We start from the raw sequence: 16,587 nt of genomic DNA, 5'->3' as shown, positions 1-16,587 counted from the left end.
CGTATTCGGGAGCCGCGCCAACCACACCCCGCCAGCACGCCTGCACCGGCATGGCCAGCGAGCCGCTGTACCCGAGAGCCGGGGCGGCGGCACCCCGTCAGCACGACGGCGTCGGCCTCGGCGTCAGCGCGGCATCGGCGGCGGGGCGCTGGCTTCGGGGGCCGGGTCGGGGTCGGTGACCCAGCCCGCGACGAGGACCAGGCCCGTCGGGCGGTGCACGGCCAGGAAGCCGAAGGGCCGGTCGAAGCGCGCGTGGACCAGCCTGGCCCGCGCCTGCGGTACGCCAGCGGCCGAGGCCGCCATGGCCGTGACAGCCGCCGCGTAGAAGCCCTCCGCCGTGAACGAGGCCGTGACCGACTGCCGCGCCGAGCCGAGGGCCAGCGGGAAGGAGCGGCTGACGCCGGCGAAGTGCCCCGTCGGCGCGCCGAGGTCGCCCGCGTGGGAGAGGCCGAACGGTTCCGGTTCCCGCAGCAGGTCGTGCGTGTCCGACACCGTGAACGGCACCGTCCGCACGGACAGCTTCGGCGTCTCGTCCCAGCCGGTCGTCTCGCTGACGGTGACGCCGGGCCCCGCCTCCCCGTACGGCAGCTCAGGGCCCGGCACGATCCACGGCGCCCGCGCGGGCATGACCGCGCCGGCGGCGAGCACCGAGGCCGGTTCCGCTTCCGGCTCCCCGAGCAGCAGGTGGACGTCCACCTCGTCCTCGCCCTCGACGCGGAACCGGGTGACGGCGCCCGCCGGGGTGGTGGCGACGGCGATCTCGTCCAGGTCCGTGCCCACCCGGAACATGTCGGCGAGCCGCCGCCCGGCCCACGGCCCGCTCTCGGGCACCATCCCGCCCCAGCCGGGCTCGAACGGCCTGGCCCAGCGCGTGCGCACGGTGAGCGCGCTCGCCAGCACGAGCAGCGTGTCCGGTGCGATCTCGACGGGCATGGCCGGGATCTGCCCGCCGGTGTTCGACGAGGCCCAGTCGTCGAGCCGCGCGCGGTCCGCCTCGGCGTCCCCGGTGAGTTCGCCGTGCGCGAGGGGCGGCAGCGCGCCCGCCCACTCCGGTTCCAGTGCCAGCACGTCCCGTGTCCACAGGCCGAGGGCCGCGTCCACGCCGGGGATGCCGCGCAGCTGGGCGACGAGGTCGCGTGAGCGGCGGGCCGCCTCGCGGGCAGCGAGGTCGAGGGCCCGCGAGTCGGCGGGAGCGACGGGAGCGGTCGTGGCAGGTACGGCGGCCGGGTCAGCCCCGTACGTGTCCGTGTGCGTGCCCAGCGCGTGCGCGAGTTCGGCGCGCGCGGGCCCGTGTGCCCCCGCCGTGAGCGAGGCGAGCAGCGGCCACAGTCCGGCGGCGGTGAAGACGGTGCCCTCGTCGCGGAGGGCGTGCCGGGCCCAGCGCGCGGTCAGCGCGTTGACCGCGCGCACCGTCGCGCCGTGGTCGGGTGCCATCGCATACGGCACGCGGGGGTCAGGGCCCGCCCGTCCCGTGCCGCCGACCGTGCCGTGGTCCGTCCCCGTCATGTACCGCCCCGTTGCTCGCCGTTGCCTGCCATGGCCGCCGTTCCGTCGGCGGCGGTCCGAGCATACGGACGGGCGTACGGACGCATGCGCGGAGGGCGGCGCCGGACACCGGCGAAGGGACGGGAAGAGGACCGACCGGCGCGTCCCGTCTCGCACCGGTCGGCCCTCGTCTGCGGTCGCGGCGTCACCACCGCGCCGTGGACGGGCCGTCGTCACGCCCTGTGGTGCGGAGTCTCGGGGTCGGTCTCCGTAGGCACGGGCGGGGGTGTCGTCGGCGCGGGCGGCACGCCGCTGCCCGGCGGCGGAACCGCGCCGGGCGGGGCGACCGCGCCGGGCGTGGGCGTGGTGGGCGGTGCGGGGGCCGCCGTGGTCGCCGCGCCGGTGGCGTCCGCCGCCGTGCCCGTCGCGTCTCCGGCCCCGTCGCGCGAGGTACGCGAGGCCCGTGACACACCGTCACCCGCGCCGGGCCTGTCACCGCGCGCCGCGGAACGCAGCGCGTAGGCGAGCGCGAACAGGGCCGCCGCGACGATGAGGAAGGCCGCCCAGCCGGGGAGTACGAGTGCCAGCACCAGCGCGATCGCGATGGCCAGCGCGGCTCCGCCATAGAGGGCCGAGGCGGCGGCTCCGCCGTTCAGCCGGACCGTACGCCGGAACGCCTGCGCCCGTATCTCCTCGCGCAGCTCTTCCTCGATGGCGTGGAACTGTTCGCGGACTACCCGTGCCACCGGCTCGGAGAGTTCAGCGGCCGAGGCGGCGGCGCGGGACGTGCCCGCCCTGGGATAGATCGCTTTGTCAGTCATGCGGCCCGAGTACCCGTTCGAAGCCAGCCAACCCTTGGGCACCCGGTGCCCAGCGGCCGGTGCCCGCGCACACGCTTCGGGCGCGGGGTCCCTGATTCCCCGCGCCCGAAGCTCTCCCACAAAGGCCGGGCCGCTCTCGCTCTCGGCCACGCCCCGGGTGCCCCACCCGTCACAGAACAAACGCGCCACGCGCCGGTGTTCGCCCCCTCACACGCTCACGCCTCACACGCTCACGCCTCCCGTGCCCGCGCGCCCTCGCGGGTGCGCCCGGAGGACACGACGCGCAGGGGGTTGCGGCGCAGGTACTCGCCCTCCAGCTCGGCCGTACGGGTGCTGTGCGCGACCAGCGCGTCGGCCGAGCCGTGCAGCAGGGTGTCGTGGCGGGTGCGGTGGATCGTCTCCAGTTCCTTGATGAGCTGCGCGTCCGACAACTCACCCGGGTCGACTCCGGTCATCGTTCTCGTCCCTTCCTCGTCCTCGTCCTCGCTCCGGGCCCCGTCTCGTGTACGGGGGCCACGGGTACCCGTTCCACGCCGTCCACCGAGGGAGACACGGAACCGGATCCGTCACGGAAAGGGATCAGCGCCCCGAGCCCTCCGCCCCCTGAGCCCCCACCCCCAGGCGTAGCCCCGCACGGACCGGGTACCCGCCCGAATCCCGTACGCCGGAAGAGCTAAGGCAGGAGCGATGGCAGAGTTGGTAAGGGACGTCATGACCCCGGCCGCCACCTCGGTGCGGCCCGACGCCTCACTGGTCGAGGCCGCACAGCTCATGCGCGCGCAGGACATCGGGGACGTCCTGGTGACCGAGGCCGGGCGGCTGCTCGGGCTCATCACCGACCGGGACATCGCCCTGCGCGCCGTGGCCGACGGCGCCGACCCGCTGACCGTGAGCTGCCGCTCGGTGTGCACGCCCGAGCCGGTGACGGTCGCGCCGGACGAGGACGTGAGCACGGCCGTCGATCTGATGCGCAGTCACGCGGTGCGCAGGCTGCCCGTCGTCGAGAACGGCCGCCCGCTGGGCTTCGTCACCATCGGCGACCTGGCCGGGGTGCGGGACGCGGGCGCGGTGCTCGCCGACATCAGCCGCGCCGAGCCGCGCGGCGGCGAGAACGGGGTACCGGCCTGACCGGGCAGGGCCTGTCCGGGCCGCGCCGCCCCGGACGGGGACACCCCGAGCCGAGCGCCCCCGCCGGGCGGGAACCGTCCGGCCTCCTGTACTCCGGCCTGTACCCCGACCCCCACTCCCCCGGAACCGTGCGGCCCCCTCGCGCCTGGGCCCCGCTCTGGCGGAAGGGCCTCCACTGGCGCACCTGGCGCGAGGTGGACCGTGCCGCGTTCCGGCTCGTGGCCACGCGGCACTGGCCGGGCGCCGAGGACGTGCTTCCCCGCCTCAGCCGGAGCGCGAACCACGGGCGGCTGTGGTTCGCCGTCGCCGCCGGGATCGCCGCGAGCGGCAGCCCGCGCGCCCGCCGCTGCGCGGCCCGCGGCATCGCCTCGCTGGCCGTCGCGTCGGCGACCGTCAACACCCTGGGCAAGCGCTCGGTGCGCCGCGCCCGGCCGCTGCTGGAGGGGGTGCCCCTCGTTCGTCAGCTACGGCGGCAGCCGATCACGACCTCGTTCCCCTCCGGGCACTCGGCGTCGGCCGCGGCCTTCGCGACGGGTGTGGCGCTGGAGTCCCGGCGCTGGGGCGCGGTGGTCGCGCCGGTCGCCGCTTCGGTGGCCTTCTCGCGGGTCTACACGGGTGTGCACTATCCGAGCGACGTGCTCGCGGGTGCCGCGCTGGGCTTCGGCGCCGCCTTCGCCGTACGGGGCGTGGCGCCCACCCACTCCCAGCTCCCGCCCACGGCGCGCCCGGTGGCCGAGGCGCCCGCGCTGCGCGAGGGCAAGGGGCTCGTCATCGTCACCAACGCGTCCTCGGGCCCCTCTGGACGCACGGCGACCGCCCCCGAAGCGGACGACGCGGCGCAGCAGGACGCGGGCGGCGACGCGCGGGTCCCGGTGGCCGAGGACATGGCGGCCGAGGACCCGGCGACCGCCGAGGTGCAGAGCGTGTTACCGCGCGCCGAAGTCGTCGCGTACGGGCCTCGGGACGGCGCACTCCGCGACGTGCTGGAGGAGGCGGCACAGCGCGCGCTGGCCCTCGGCGGCGCGCTGGGCGTGCACGGCGGGGACGGTTCCGTGAACGCGGCGGCCACGGTGGCGACCCGGCACGGGCTGCCGCTCGCGGTGCTGCCCGGCGGCACCCGCAACCACTTCGCCTACGACCTCGGCATCGAGTCGGCCGACCACACCGCGCGGGCCGTGACCTCGGGCGAGGCCGTGGCGGTCGACCTGGGCCGCTTCGCGCCCGTCGGCCCTGACGGCGGGCCGGGCGAGGGACCCTCCGGGTACTTCGTGAACACCTTCAGCCTCGGCTCGTACCCGGAACTGGTGCGGCTGCGCGAACGCTGGGCGCCGCTGATGGGTTCCAGGGCAGCCGGGGTGCTGGCCGCCTGGCACGTGCTGCGCACCTCGCGCCCGGTGGAGGCCGGGGTCGCGGGGCGGCAGCGGCCGCTGTGGCTGATGTTCGTGGGCAACTGCACCTACCGGGGCGTCGGGCTCGCGCCCGTACGGCGGCACGATCTGGCCGACGGACTGCTGGACGTACGGACGGTGCGCGGCGGCAGGTTCGCGCGTACCCGCCTGCTGTCGGCGGCCGTCGCGGGCGCGCTGGGCAGGCGCTCGCGGCGCAGCTCGGCGAAGCTGCGCAGCCTGCTCGTCACGGGGCTCCCGGAGGGGACGCATCTGGCGTACGACGGTGAAGTCGCCGAGGCGCCCGGCCAGTTGCTGCTGGACAAGGAGCGCGAGGCCCTCGTCGTCTACCGCCCGATGCCCGGCTGACCACCGAAGAGGGTGTCCGCACAACGAGCGTGTCCATATAGCGAAACACTCTTGCTCACATACCAAGACGCGGGCGTACGGTGCCGTCATGGCAGACCAAGAGACCGCCGTCTACACGCACGGCCATCACGAGTCCGTCCTGCGCTCGCACGAATGGCGCACGGCGGAGAACTCCGCCGCGTATCTGCTGGGGTCGCTCAAGCCCCATATGCGGATCCTGGACGTGGGCTGCGGCCCCGGCACGATCTCGGCCGACCTCGCCGCGCTCGTGCCCGAAGGGCATGTCACGGCCGTCGACGCGGCGCCGGGCGTGCTGGAGCGGGCCCGGGAGACGGCGGCGGCGCGGGGCCTGACGAACATGACGTTCGCGACGGCCGACGTCCACGCGCTGGACCACCCGGACGACACCTTCTGCGTCGTCCACGCGCACCAGACGCTCCAGCACGTCGGCGACCCGGTGCGGGCGCTGCGCGAGATGCGCCGGGTGTGCAAGCCGACCGGCTATGTCGCGGTACGGGACGCGGACTACGCGGGCATGTTCTGGTACCCGCGCGTGCCAGGGCTCGACCGGTGGCAGGAGCTGTACCGACGGGTCGCGCGCGCCAACGGCGGGGAGCCGGACGCGGGTCGCCACCTGCACGCGTGGGCCAGGGAGGCGGGCTTCACCGACATCACCGCGTCCGGCTCGCTCTGGCACTACCGCACGGAGCCGGAGCGCGCGTGGTGGAGCGGCCTGTGGGCGGACCGCACGGTCGCCTCCTCCTACGCCGACACCGCGCTCGCGGGCGGCCACGCGTCGCGGGAGGAACTGGAGGAAGCGGCGGCGGCCTGGCGGGAGTGGGGGGCGCACGAGGACGCCGTCTTCTTCGTCCCGAACGGAGAGATCCTCTGCCGGGCCTGACGTGCGCGCATGTCCCAACTAGGGGGTGTCTTCAACGTCCCGTCTGGGCTGCGACGCCTGGCACGCACACTCGCGACGTTGTCGGTCGTCAGCGCAGCCCTCCCCCAGGCCCTGCGGGCGGGAGGTACCCCCTGCGCTTTCCTCCCTCCGCCTTGCGATTGCACGCACCAGACTCCCCCAGCTACCGCTGGGAGGTGCCCCCGGCAGCCCCCGGCCTAACGGCCGGACGACGCTACGTGGAAGACACCCCCTAGGCTCGCTCCCATGGACATTCTGGGAACCTCACTGCGTGTCTGCGTCGACGATCTGGACAGCGCGGTGCCGGTGTACGAGAGACTGGCGAACGCCGAAGCGGTGCGCTTCCAGCAGGGGCCCGTCGCGGTCGCGGCGGTCGGGCCCTTCTTCTTGATGAGCGGCCCTGAAGGGCACCTCGAAGTGCTGCGCAAGATCGTGGCCACGCTCGCGGTGAAGGACGTCGACGAGGCGGTGGCGGACCTGCGGGCCGTGGGCGCCGAGATCATCGCGGGCCCGAAACCCACGCCGATCGGCCGCAATCTGCTGGCCAGGCACCCCGACGGCAGCGTCTTCGAGTACGTGGACCGCCAGGAGGGCGCGGCCTGACACGACCCGCACGGTGACGGGGCCGTATCCGTATCGCGGTACGGCCCCGTCGCCCTGTCGTCCCGTCAGGCCCGCCGACCCGTCACTTCACCTCCAGCACCAGCTTGCCGCGCGTGCGGCCCGCCTGGCTGAGGTGCCACGCCTCGGCGGCCTCGGCCAGGGGCAGCACGCGGTCCACGTTGACGGTGAGCTTGCCCGCGTCGGCGAGGGCGCCCAGTTCGGCGAGCCCGGCGCCGTCGGGGCGGACCCACACGTAGTGCGCGCCCTTCGAGGGCGCGTCGGAGTCGGCGATGGACGCGACCCGCTCGGGCTTGGTCACCACCTGCTGGGAGACCTCGACGGCGTCGCCGCCGACGAAGTCGAGCGCGGCGTCCACCCCGTCGGGTGCCAGCTCGCGCACGCGCCCGGCCAGCCCGTCCCCGTAGGTGACGGGCTCGGCGCCGAGGCCGCGCAGGAAGTCGTGGTTGCGCTCGCTCGCGGTGCCGATGACGCGGGCGCCCCAGGCGACCGCGATCTGGGTGGCGAGGGAGCCGACGCCGCCCGCCGCCGCGTGCACGAGCACCGTGTCGCCCGCGCCCACGTCCAGCCGCCGCAGCGACTGGAGCGCGGTGAGCCCGGCGAGCGGCAGCCCGGCCGCCTCCGTCCAGCTCAGCGAGGCGGGCTTGGGCGCGAGCATGCGCACATGCGCGGAGACGAGCTCGGCGTAGGTGCCCTTCTGCGCCCAGTCCTTGCGTACGTATCCGACGACCTCGTCGCCGACGGAGAACTCTCCCGCGTCGAGGCCCACCCGCTCCACGGTCCCGGACACGTCCCAGCCGGGGACGAGCGGGAAGCCCACCTCCATGAGCGGGTCGAGATACCCGGCGGCGAGCTTCCAGTCCACCGGGTTCACCCCGGCAGCGCGCACCCTGATGAGGACTTCGCCGGGTGCGACCTTCGGGTCGGGGAGTTCGGTGAGGCGGAGCGCGTCGGGGCCGCCGTACTGCTCTAGTGCGATTGCCTTCATGCACGGCACAACGGCGGACCGGACGCACACATTCCGCCCACTCCCCCGTTCGGCCCCGCACATGGGGCCACCCGGGGCAGGGGCGTGCCGGGAACCGGGCCTGGGCCCGGCGCGCGGCCGGTCAGGGGACGACGACGATCTTCCTGCCCTTCCCCTCGGAGAAACGTTCCAGCGCGGCCGGGTAGTCGTCCAGCGACATGCGGTCGCTGATGAAGACGTCCGGGTCGAGCACGCCACCGGCGAACAGCTCGGCGGCCCGCTCGTAGCTGTGCAGGACGGCCATCGAGCCGGTGATGGTGATCTCCTGGTTGTAGATCTTGTACGGCTCGATCGTCGCCGTCGTCGCGTAGTCCGAGACGCCGAACTGGAGGAAGGTGCCCGCCTTGGCGACGCGGCCCAGGCCGTCCTGGATGGCGGCGGCGTTGCCCGTCGCGTCGACGACGAGGTCCCAGCCCTGCGGCCGGTCCAGCTCCTCGGCCGTCGCAGCCGCGCCCGAGCAGCCCAGCAGCCTGGCGGTCTCCAGGCGGTCGGGGTTGAGGTCCAGGACCTCGACGCTCGCGGCGCCCGTCCGCTTGGCCAGCTCCAGCATCATCAGGCCCATCGTCCCGGAGCCGTAGATCAGGACGTGGGAGCCGAGCTGGCTCTTGAGGACGTCGTAGCCGCGCACGGCGCAGGACAGCGGCTCGATGAGGGCCGCGTCCTGGGTGCGCACGTGCTCGGGCAGCTTCACACAGTTGGCGACGGGCGCGACGGCGTACTCAGCGGCGCCGCCCGCCGTGGTGACGCCGATGGCGGCCCAGCGGTCGCACATGTTGTTGTGGCCCTGGCGGCAGTAGCGGCACTCGTGGCAGTAGAGCGAGGGATCGACGGCGACCCGGTCGCCCTCGGCCAGCTCCGTCACCTGGCTGCCCAGCGCGACGACCTCACCCGCGAACTCGTGCCCGGGGACCAGGGGCAGCGAGGGCGCGAACTCGCCCTGAAGGATGTGCAGATCGGTCCCGCACAGCCCGCACGCCGCCACCCTCACCACGACGTCGCGGGGCCCCGGGGTGGGGTCGGGCACGGTCGTGAGGGATACCTTGCCGACGGACTCGACGAGTGCGGCCTTCATTTCACGGCTCCTAGAGACAGGCCCTGGACCAGCTTGTCCTGGGCGGCGAACCCCGCGGCGAGAACCGGCAGGGAGATCACGAGAGACGCGGCGCACACCTTGGCCAGGAAGAGGCCCTGGCTGGTGATGAAGCCGGTCAGGAAGACGGGCGCGGTCTGCGCGACGACGCCGGTCAGAACCCGGGCGAAAAGCATCTCGTTCCAGCTGAAGATGAAGCAGATCAGCGCGGTGGCGGCGATGCCTGGGGCGGCGATCGGGGCGATGACGCGCGCGAGGATGACGGGCAGCCTCGCGCCGTCGATCTGCGCGGCCTCGATCAGCGCGGTGGGAACCTCGGCGAGGAAGGACTGCATCATCCACACGGCGATCGGCAGGTTCATCGAGGTGTAGAGGATGACCAGGAGCCAGATGTTGTCCAGCATGCCGGTGTTCTTGGCGAAGAGATAGATCGGCAGGATGCCCGCGACGATCGGCAGCATCTTCGTCGAGAGGAAGAAGAACATCACGTCGGTCCACTTGCGCACGGGCCGGATCGACAGCGCGAACGCGGCGGGCAGCGCGAGCACCAGGACCAGCGCGGTGGACACCAGCGAGGCGGTCAGCGAGTTGGCGAGCGCGAACCAGGGGCTGGCGCCGCCGCCCGCGCCGAAGAACTCGCGGTAGCTGTCCAGGGTGAGCGGGGCCGTCAGGGACGGCGGGTTGGTGGCGGCGTCGCCCTCGGAGTGGAACGAGGTCAGGATCATCCACAGGATCGGCAGGGCGAAGAGTATGCCGATGATCCAGGCGAGCAGCCCGAGCGCGGCGTTGCGCCTGCGCACGCTGCGGGGCTGGGTGTTCGGGTCCACCTTGGCGGCGGACTTCTTGGGTGCGGTCGTGGGGACGCTGTCGACGGCGCTCATGCGCGTGCCTCCTCGCGGAAGAGGGACGAGACCACCCGCAGGGCGACGGTGGCGATGATGAGGGAGCCGATCACGACCAGCACGCCGGCGGCGGAGGCCAGTCCGTACTCGTGTCCCTGGTAGAAGGTCTGGTAGATCGTGTACGGCAGGTTGGCGGTGCCGAGGCCGCCGGAGGTGATGGTGAAGACGGCGTCGAAGTTCTGCACGATGTAGATCGTGCCGAGCAGGCCGCCCAGTTCCAGATAGCGGCGCAGGTGCGGGAACGTGATGTAGCGGAAGATCTGCCAGGCGTCGGCGCCGTCGATCCGGGCCGCCTCGATGGCGTCGGACGGGCGGCTCTGGAGGCCCGCGAGCAGGATCAGCATCATGAACGGCGTCCACTGCCAGATCAGCGAGGCTTCCACCGCGCCGAGCGGCATCTCGGCGACCCAGTCGGGCTGGGCCGCGCCGTCGCCGAAGATCCAGTGGAGGACACCGTTGAAGAGGCCGTACTCGGGGTTGTAGAGCACGTGCTTCCACAGCAGCGCGGCGGCCACGGGCACCACGAGGAAGGGCGCGATGAGCAGCGTGCGGACGATGCCGCGGCCCTTGAAGGTGCGGTCGAGCAGCAGGGCGAGCAGCAGCCCGAGGACGAGGCTGACGAGGACCACCACGACGGTCAGCACGATCGTGGTGAACACGGACTTGCGCAGCGCGTCGTCGCCGAGCACCTCGGCGTAGTTGGCGAACCAGTCGAAGGTGCGGGCCTCGGGGTAGAGGGCGTTCCAGTCGAAGAAGGAGATCACCAGCGTCGCCACCATGGGGAGCTGGGTGACGATGATCATGAAGACCAGCGCGGGCAGCAGGGGCGCGCGGGTCACCCACGCCTTCAGCTTGCCGGGCGGCTGCGGGGGCGCGGGGCGGGTGGGTGGTGGTACGGGCGTGCTGGGCGGCGTCGTCGTCGCGGTGGTCATCGTCCTCGTCCCTCGTAGTCCTCGGAGATCTCTTCGGCGAGCTGCTGCGACTTCTTCAGCGCGGTGTCCACGGACTGGCGTCCCGCGATGGCCGCGCTCAGCTCCTGCGAGACCTTGGTGCCCAGGTCGGAGAACTCGGGGATGTCAACGAACTGGATGCCGATCGTGGGGCGCTCCTGCACGCCGGGGTCGCGCGGGTCGGCCTCGGTGATGGCCTTGCGGGTGACCTCGCCGAAGGCGCCCGCCGTCTTCTTGTACTGCGGGATGTCGTAGGTGGAGGCGCGCTTCCCGGCGGGCACGTTGGCCCAGCCGAACTCCTCGCCGACCAGCCGCTCGTACTCCTTGCTGGACGCCCAGGAGATGAACTTCCAGGTCTTGTCCTTGTTGCGGGACGCCTTCTGGAGGCCCCAGGCCCAGGTGTAGAGCCAGCCGGAGGACTCGGTCTTGACGGTCGGCGCCGGCACGTAGCCGATCTTGCCCTTGACGGGGGACTTGGCGGCCTCCAGGGAGCCCGCGCCCGCCGTCGCGTCGTACCACATGGCCGACTTGCCCTGCGTCATGTTGTTCAGGCACTCGGCGTAGCCGGACTGCGCGGCTCCGGCCTCGCCGTGCTCGCGGACCAGCTTGACGTAGAACTCGGTGGCCTTGCGGAAGCCGGGGTCGGTGAGCTTGGCCTTGTAGTCCTTGTCGAACCAGGTGCCGCCGAAGGTGTTCACCATGGAGGTCAGCGGGGCGATCATCTCGCCCCAGCCGGGGAGCCCGCGCAGACAGATGCCCTTCATGCCCTTCTCGGCGCCGTCCGCCTTCGCCGCCAGGTCGGCGACCTCGTGCCAGGTCGGTTTGGCGGGCATCTTGAGGCCCTTTTCCTCGAAGACGTCCTTGCGGTACATGAGGAAGGAGGACTCGCCGTAGAAGGGCTGCGCGTACATCTTGCCGTCCTCGCCGGTCAGCGACTCGCGCAGCGAGGGGAGGATGTCCTCCTGGTCGAACGCCTTGTCCTTCTTCGTGTACCTGTCGAGCGGCTCCAGCCACTCGTTCTTCGCGTAGATCGGCGCCTCGTAGTTGCTGATCGTGGCGGCGTCGTACTGGCCCGCCTGGTTCGCGAAGTCCTGGCCGATCTTGTCGCGGACGTCGTTCTCGGGCAGCGTCGTGAACTTCACCTTGATGCCCGTCTCTTTGGTGAAGTGCTTGGCGGTGAGCTTCTGAAGCTCGACCATCTGCGGGTTGTTCACCATCAGGATGTTGATGGTGTCGCCGCCTGTGCCGAGGCTGCCGGCTCCGGCACAGGCGGACAGCAGCGCTGTCGCCGTGCCTATGCCGATGGCTGCGCGCGTCCGGTGTCGGCGCTGACTGCGACTGCGCATGGGGGCTCCTGGTCGTATCGGGATATAGCGGGCGCGGGGAGGCGCCGGAGGGCGTGCGGGGTGGGGCGTTCCGGTGTGGCGTTCCAGTGGGGGTGAGGCGGTCCGGTGGGGGCCGGAGCGGGGTGTTCCGGGTGCTTCGGGGTGCTCCGCGAGGGGGAAGGGGGCGGGCCGTGGCCCGTGTCAGACGCGGATCACCTGCGGCCCCTGGAGCGAGTAGCGGTGGGCCTCGGAGGCGGGCAGCCCGGTCGAGGTGATGATGGCTTCAAAGTCGCCGACCTCGGCGAACCGGCAGAAGCTCACCGCGCCGAACTTGGTGTGCATGCCCGCGAAGACCCGCCGCCGCGAGGCGCGGATGGCCTGCGCCTTGACCTCGCTGACGGCCGGGTCGGGCGTGGTCAGACCGTGGTCGCGGGAGATGCCGTTGGCCCCGATGAAGGCGAGGTCGATGACGAACCCGGCGAGCATCTTCGTCGTCCAGTGCTCGACGGTGGCCAGTGTCCCGCCGCGCACCCGCCCGCCGAGGAGCAGCACGGTGACCTTCTCGGCCGACGCGAGGGCCCCCGCCGCCGCCAGGGATGCGGTGACGACGGTGAGCTGACGGTCCTGCGGCAGTGCCTCGGCGATGAGCTGGGGGGTGAAGCCCTCGTCGATGAAGACCGTCTCCGCCTCGCCGAGCATCTCGGCGCAGGCGGCGGCGATCCGCCGCTTCTCGGGGACGTGCATGGTGGTACGGAAGGCGAGCGTCGTCTCGAAGCCCGCGCTCTCCACGGGATAGGCGCCGCCGTGGGTACGGCGCAGCAGCCCGTGCGACTCCAGGACGCGCAGGTCACGGCGGACCGTCTCCTTGGCCACGCCCAGTTCGGCGGCGAGTTGGGCCACGTCGACGGAGCCCGTGCGACGGGCCGCCCCGACGATCTCCCGCTGACGTTCCTCCGCGCTCATGGCGTACGCGCTCCCTCTCCGTTCGGTCACCCGGGTGCCCGTTCGGGCCCGTGTGGAGAGTTGTACAGGCCCTCGAACATCCGGGCCAGGTTCGTCACGAGGCGGATCATGACCGTCTCCGCCCGTTTCCCCGTGCTTCGACTACGCGTCGCACCTGCGGAATCCTGGTCCGTGACCCCTCTCTTGGTGCCCGTTCCGGTGCATGGAGGCGCCCGTTCAGCGTCCGCGCGGCTTCGGGCGGCGGGCCGACGGAGTCCGTACGGGCACTTCCGGTGCGGGTGGGGCATGTGTTCCGCGACGTTCCGGATGCCCGAACGGTCAGCCCCGGATACGGAGTCCGTTCCGCGAGGGTGGCCAGGAGCGGGGCGGAGGCGGTCCGGGCGTCGTCGGGCGGGATTCCGGCGCCGACGGGCACGGCGCGGGCAGACGGGCGCGGGGCCGGGCGGATGCGGGCAGTCGCGGGCAGGGCGGACCGGCCTGCGGGCAGTCCGGGGCCACCGGGGGCCAGTACGCGGGCGTCCCGGCCCCGGGGCGGGCGAGGGCAGGGCCCCGGTCAGTCCCGGGCCGGGCGCATCCGGAAGTCGTAGCGTGCGGGCAGCGGTTCGTCGGTCAGCGCGGCCCAGGTGTCGCTGAGCACCTCGTCGCCCTCGCGGAGGTCGGCCACCTCGAAGCCGTGGTCGAACACCGCCCGCGCCCCCTCTCGGTCACCCCGCGCGAGCAGCACCCGCGCGTGCAGGAGCCGGAAGCGCCCCCGCTCCCTGATGCCGGGGCGCAGCCCCTCCAGTACGGCCGCCGCCTCGTCGGCGAGCCCCGCGGCCAGCAACGCCTCGACCGTCTCCCGGCCGAGCGCGGCCATCGCCGCCGTCCACGGGCCGCCCTCGCGGCTCTCCTCCCGCGCGTCCTGGAAGGCGGCGAGATAGCGCTGCGCGGCCCGTACGGTGTTGCCCTCCTGGAGATCGGCGACGGCGAGGCAGCGCAGCGCGGGCCAGTCGTCGTCGTGGGTGAGGGCCCGCTCCCAACTGCGTACCGCCTGCGAACGGTCACCGGCGGCCCACTGCGCCACCCCCAGGTGGTAGTCCAGCTCCGTTCCCGCGGGCGCCGTCGGCTGCGCCGCCTCCAGCAGTTCGCGCCACTCGCGCGAGACGGGTGCAGGGCCCGGCGGCAGCACCTTCGCTGGCGCGGGCAGTACGCCCGTGCGCAGCAGCTCGGTCCAGGGCTCCTGGTCGGGTCCCAGCGTGTCCGCGTCGAAGGGCGTGCCTGGCAGGTGGTGGCCGCCGCGCGCGGCCTCCAGCGCGCCCCATCCTGAACCCGTCGCCAGGCGCGGCCCCTCGGGCTCGGTGTCCGCGTACGGGCGCCAGGCGGCGAACGCCGCCTCGACGTCCGCGCGGGGCAGCGCCGACTCCAGCCGGTCCGCCGTGTGGGCGCGCGCCGCGGCCCAGTCGGCGCCGTGCACGGTGCCGGGATCGGCGGCCAGCGGTCCGTACGCCTCCAGCCACGCGAACTCCTCCCCGGCGGGCAGCGCCACGTGCTCCAGTTGCGTGCGCGCGAGCCCCGCCTGGATCTCCGCGTACCCCGGTGTGCCGGGCTTCGTCAGCCACTGCTGCCAGCGCCGCCCGCCGGGCCCTCGGCCCCACACGAACAGCTTCCGGCCGCTGAGCAGGTCGGTCGAGGTCTGCACGAGGCCGCGACCCTCCCCGTCGAGTGCCGCGATCCACTTCCTGGCGGCGCGCGGCACCTCGTAGAAGTAGTCGGCGGGGAAGTCCCCGCGCGCGGGATATGTGCGGTCCACCCCCTCCCACTCGGGGACGGGGACGTTGCGCAGCCTGCCCTCGTACGCGAAGTACCAGGTCTCCTCGGCCGGGACGAGCACGCGGGTGCGCTCGTCCTCCGGTACGGCGATGTTGGACCACCAGTAGACGGGCACCGGGCGGTCGTGGGGATTGCGGATACGGACGCCGACGTGGAGGAAGTCCGATCCGTCCGGCAGCCACAGATCGACCTGGAACGGGGTGTCGCGCAGCCGCTCCCACTCCCACAGGCGCAGCATCTCGCCGCTCCCGTCGGGCGCGGGGACGCGCGCTGCGTGCACGGGCGCGCAGGAGAGCGTGGTGTGCCCCGTCGCGCCGATGTTCCACTCGACGCCGCCGGAGAACCACGCGCCGTTGAGCGCGAAGCAGGCGGGCTGGAACACAGGGTTGGAGTAGAGCAGTTCGCGCCCGGTGGGCTTGTGGTGGAGGGAGTGGATCCGCCCGCCGAGACCGGGCAGCACCGTCGCCCGCAGCCGGTCGTTCTCGATCACCAGCGTGTCGAGGTCCGTCGGGACGCGCTTGCGTCCATAGCCGTCCAGCAGCCGGGTGGGCAGTACGGTGCGCAGCGGCTCGTAGCCGACCTGGCGCGCCATGTCGGGGGGCAGCGCGGCGCGGTCGCGGTCCTCGACGGTGTGCGCCTCGTCGAGCGGCACGAGCGCGGGAAGCGGGTTCTCCTGGCCGAGGGGCGCGGCGGGAAGGGTGAGGGTGCTGCGTCGTACGGTCGTGGCCACGGCGTCCTCGCTCTCGTTCACGGGCGCCGCCGCCAGCCGGGACCCCCGATGACCATGGAACACGGTCCGCTACGGCTTGAACAGCCCCTGTTCCGGGCACGCTTGCGGCTCCGGCGGGCCGGGTGCGGGCCGGGTGCGGGGCCGGCGCGGGGCCGGTGCGGGACCGGTTCGCGGGCGGCTCAGGCGGCGGTGCCGTCGCGGGCCGGAGCGGCCCTCCTGACCGCGCGGTTACGCCCCCGTACCGTCCGTGCAACCCGTACCGTCCGGGCCGTTCCCCTCTCGGAGGGCGAGGGCCGAGGCGGCGGCGTAGCCGGGGGGCGCGTCGATGTCGTCGAGCCGCCAGCCCGGGAGGACACCAGGGTCCTCGCCCGTGCCGACGTAGCTGACGGACGGCGCCTCAGCGAGGCCGGTCCCGGTGCCCTTGAGATACGCCTCCTTGCGGGTCCAGCAGCGCGCGAACGCCTCCGGGCGCCGCGCCTCGGGGAGCGCGAGGCACTCGTCGCGCTCGCGCGGGTGGAGGGTGGGGATCAGCTCGGCCACGGCGACGGCCCGCGGATGCTCCTCCACGTCCACGCCGACGGGGGTGGCGGCGAAGCCGAGCAGCACCACGTCACCGGCGTGGGAGAGCGAGAAGTGGAGCGGGTCGCCGGGGACCGAGGGCCGTCCGTGCGGCCCGCCGCACACGGGGCAGTCGGCGCGGGTCAGTTCGAGAGCGGCGGGGTCCCCGCCGAGGCGCGCGGCGAGTTCGCGGCGCAGGGCGACATGCGCGACGCGGTAGCGGTCGCGGTCCGCCTCCCGTACGAACGCCGCGGCGCGGGAACGCTCCGCCTCCGAGAGCAGCGCCTCGTCACGGGCGGCTTCGGCGGCGTACTCGGAGACACGCAGGAGGCTGAACTCGACGGTGCCGGGCGGGGGCGCGGCCCCGGGCGCGGGCCGGGCTCCGGGCCCGGGCGCGGGCGACGGTGGTGTGGGCGGCGGCGTGGGCACGGGCATGGACGGCGGCATGCGCCGAACGTAACAACTCGGAGGCGTCCGCGGATCGCCTCGTGCTATACCGGCACCC

15 protein-coding genes are annotated in these 16,587 nt (G+C 73.4%); 4 read left to right on the top strand and 11 right to left on the bottom strand.

Annotated features, from left to right (window positions below; genetic code table 11):
- Positions 1-123: 123 nt before the first annotated feature.
- From ACYVOO_RS36490 to ACYVOO_RS36480, 3 genes are all read right to left on the bottom strand, one after another.
- Entirely contained in the window at positions 124-1,506 is a 1,383-nt protein-coding gene (locus tag ACYVOO_RS36490; RefSeq protein ID WP_461020019.1) for a serpin family protein, read from the bottom strand.
- Between the two features lie 212 nt (positions 1,507-1,718).
- Entirely contained in the window at positions 1,719-2,306 is a 588-nt protein-coding gene (locus ACYVOO_RS36485) for a phage holin family protein (protein ID WP_461020018.1), read from the bottom strand.
- Positions 2,307-2,536: 230 nt separating this feature from the next.
- On the bottom strand, positions 2,537-2,761 hold the full coding sequence (locus ACYVOO_RS36480) for a DUF6158 family protein (protein WP_461020017.1): 225 nt from the start codon (positions 2,759-2,761) through the stop codon (positions 2,537-2,539).
- Between the two features lie 232 nt (positions 2,762-2,993).
- On the opposite strand from ACYVOO_RS36480, the gene ACYVOO_RS36475 reads away from it, so the two are divergent.
- The 4 genes from ACYVOO_RS36475 to ACYVOO_RS36460 all read left to right on the top strand — a co-directional run bounded on the left by ACYVOO_RS36475 (position 2,994) and on the right by ACYVOO_RS36460 (position 6,710).
- The gene (locus ACYVOO_RS36475; protein ID WP_453343661.1) at positions 2,994-3,434 is read left to right on the top strand and encodes a CBS domain-containing protein; all 441 of its coding nucleotides are present in this window, start codon (positions 2,994-2,996) and stop codon (positions 3,432-3,434) included.
- A 128-nt stretch (positions 3,435-3,562) separates the two neighbouring features.
- Complete coding sequence (locus tag ACYVOO_RS36470) at positions 3,563-5,188, top strand: phosphatase PAP2 family protein (protein ID WP_461020016.1); 1,626 nt, start codon at positions 3,563-3,565, stop codon at positions 5,186-5,188.
- An 88-nt stretch (positions 5,189-5,276) separates the two neighbouring features.
- Positions 5,277-6,089, top strand: a complete 813-nt coding sequence (locus tag ACYVOO_RS36465; protein ID WP_461020015.1) for a methyltransferase domain-containing protein — start codon at positions 5,277-5,279, stop codon at positions 6,087-6,089.
- Between the two features lie 264 nt (positions 6,090-6,353).
- Entirely contained in the window at positions 6,354-6,710 is a 357-nt protein-coding gene (locus tag ACYVOO_RS36460) for a VOC family protein (protein ID WP_453343659.1), read from the top strand.
- 82 nt (positions 6,711-6,792) lie between these two features.
- On the opposite strand, the gene ACYVOO_RS36455 is transcribed toward ACYVOO_RS36460, so the two are convergent.
- From ACYVOO_RS36455 to ACYVOO_RS36420, 8 genes are all read right to left on the bottom strand, one after another.
- Positions 6,793-7,716, bottom strand: a complete 924-nt coding sequence (locus ACYVOO_RS36455; protein WP_461020014.1) for an NADP-dependent oxidoreductase — start codon at positions 7,714-7,716, stop codon at positions 6,793-6,795.
- A 121-nt stretch (positions 7,717-7,837) separates the two neighbouring features.
- On the bottom strand, positions 7,838-8,827 hold the full coding sequence (locus ACYVOO_RS36450) for a zinc-dependent alcohol dehydrogenase family protein (protein ID WP_461020013.1): 990 nt from the start codon (positions 8,825-8,827) through the stop codon (positions 7,838-7,840).
- Positions 8,824-9,726 carry a carbohydrate ABC transporter permease gene (locus ACYVOO_RS36445; RefSeq protein ID WP_461020012.1) on the bottom strand — a complete coding sequence of 301 codons (903 nt, stop codon included), beginning with the start codon at positions 9,724-9,726 and terminating at the stop codon, positions 8,824-8,826. Before ACYVOO_RS36445 ends, ACYVOO_RS36450 begins: the two co-directional genes overlap by 4 nt.
- The gene (locus ACYVOO_RS36440; RefSeq protein WP_461020011.1) at positions 9,723-10,679 is read right to left on the bottom strand and encodes a carbohydrate ABC transporter permease; all 957 of its coding nucleotides are present in this window, start codon (positions 10,677-10,679) and stop codon (positions 9,723-9,725) included. Before ACYVOO_RS36440 ends, ACYVOO_RS36445 begins: the two co-directional genes overlap by 4 nt.
- The gene (locus ACYVOO_RS36435; RefSeq protein WP_461020010.1) at positions 10,676-12,043 is read right to left on the bottom strand and encodes an ABC transporter substrate-binding protein; all 1,368 of its coding nucleotides are present in this window, start codon (positions 12,041-12,043) and stop codon (positions 10,676-10,678) included. Before ACYVOO_RS36435 ends, ACYVOO_RS36440 begins: the two co-directional genes overlap by 4 nt.
- 180 nt (positions 12,044-12,223) lie before the next feature.
- Positions 12,224-12,985, bottom strand: coding sequence for a DeoR/GlpR family DNA-binding transcription regulator (locus tag ACYVOO_RS36430; protein ID WP_453343653.1), 762 nt, complete (start codon positions 12,983-12,985; stop codon positions 12,224-12,226).
- Positions 12,986-13,538: 553 nt separating this feature from the next.
- On the bottom strand, positions 13,539-15,524 hold the full coding sequence (locus ACYVOO_RS36425; RefSeq protein WP_461020074.1) for a DUF5107 domain-containing protein: 1,986 nt from the start codon (positions 15,522-15,524) through the stop codon (positions 13,539-13,541).
- Between the two features lie 228 nt (positions 15,525-15,752).
- The gene (locus ACYVOO_RS36420) at positions 15,753-16,529 is read right to left on the bottom strand and encodes a 4'-phosphopantetheinyl transferase family protein (RefSeq protein ID WP_461020009.1); all 777 of its coding nucleotides are present in this window, start codon (positions 16,527-16,529) and stop codon (positions 15,753-15,755) included.
- Positions 16,530-16,587: the final 58 nt, after the last annotated feature.

The sequence above is a fragment of the Streptomyces daliensis genome, from assembly GCF_054782395.1.
This window is presented reverse-complemented; position numbering and strand designations above follow the sequence as displayed.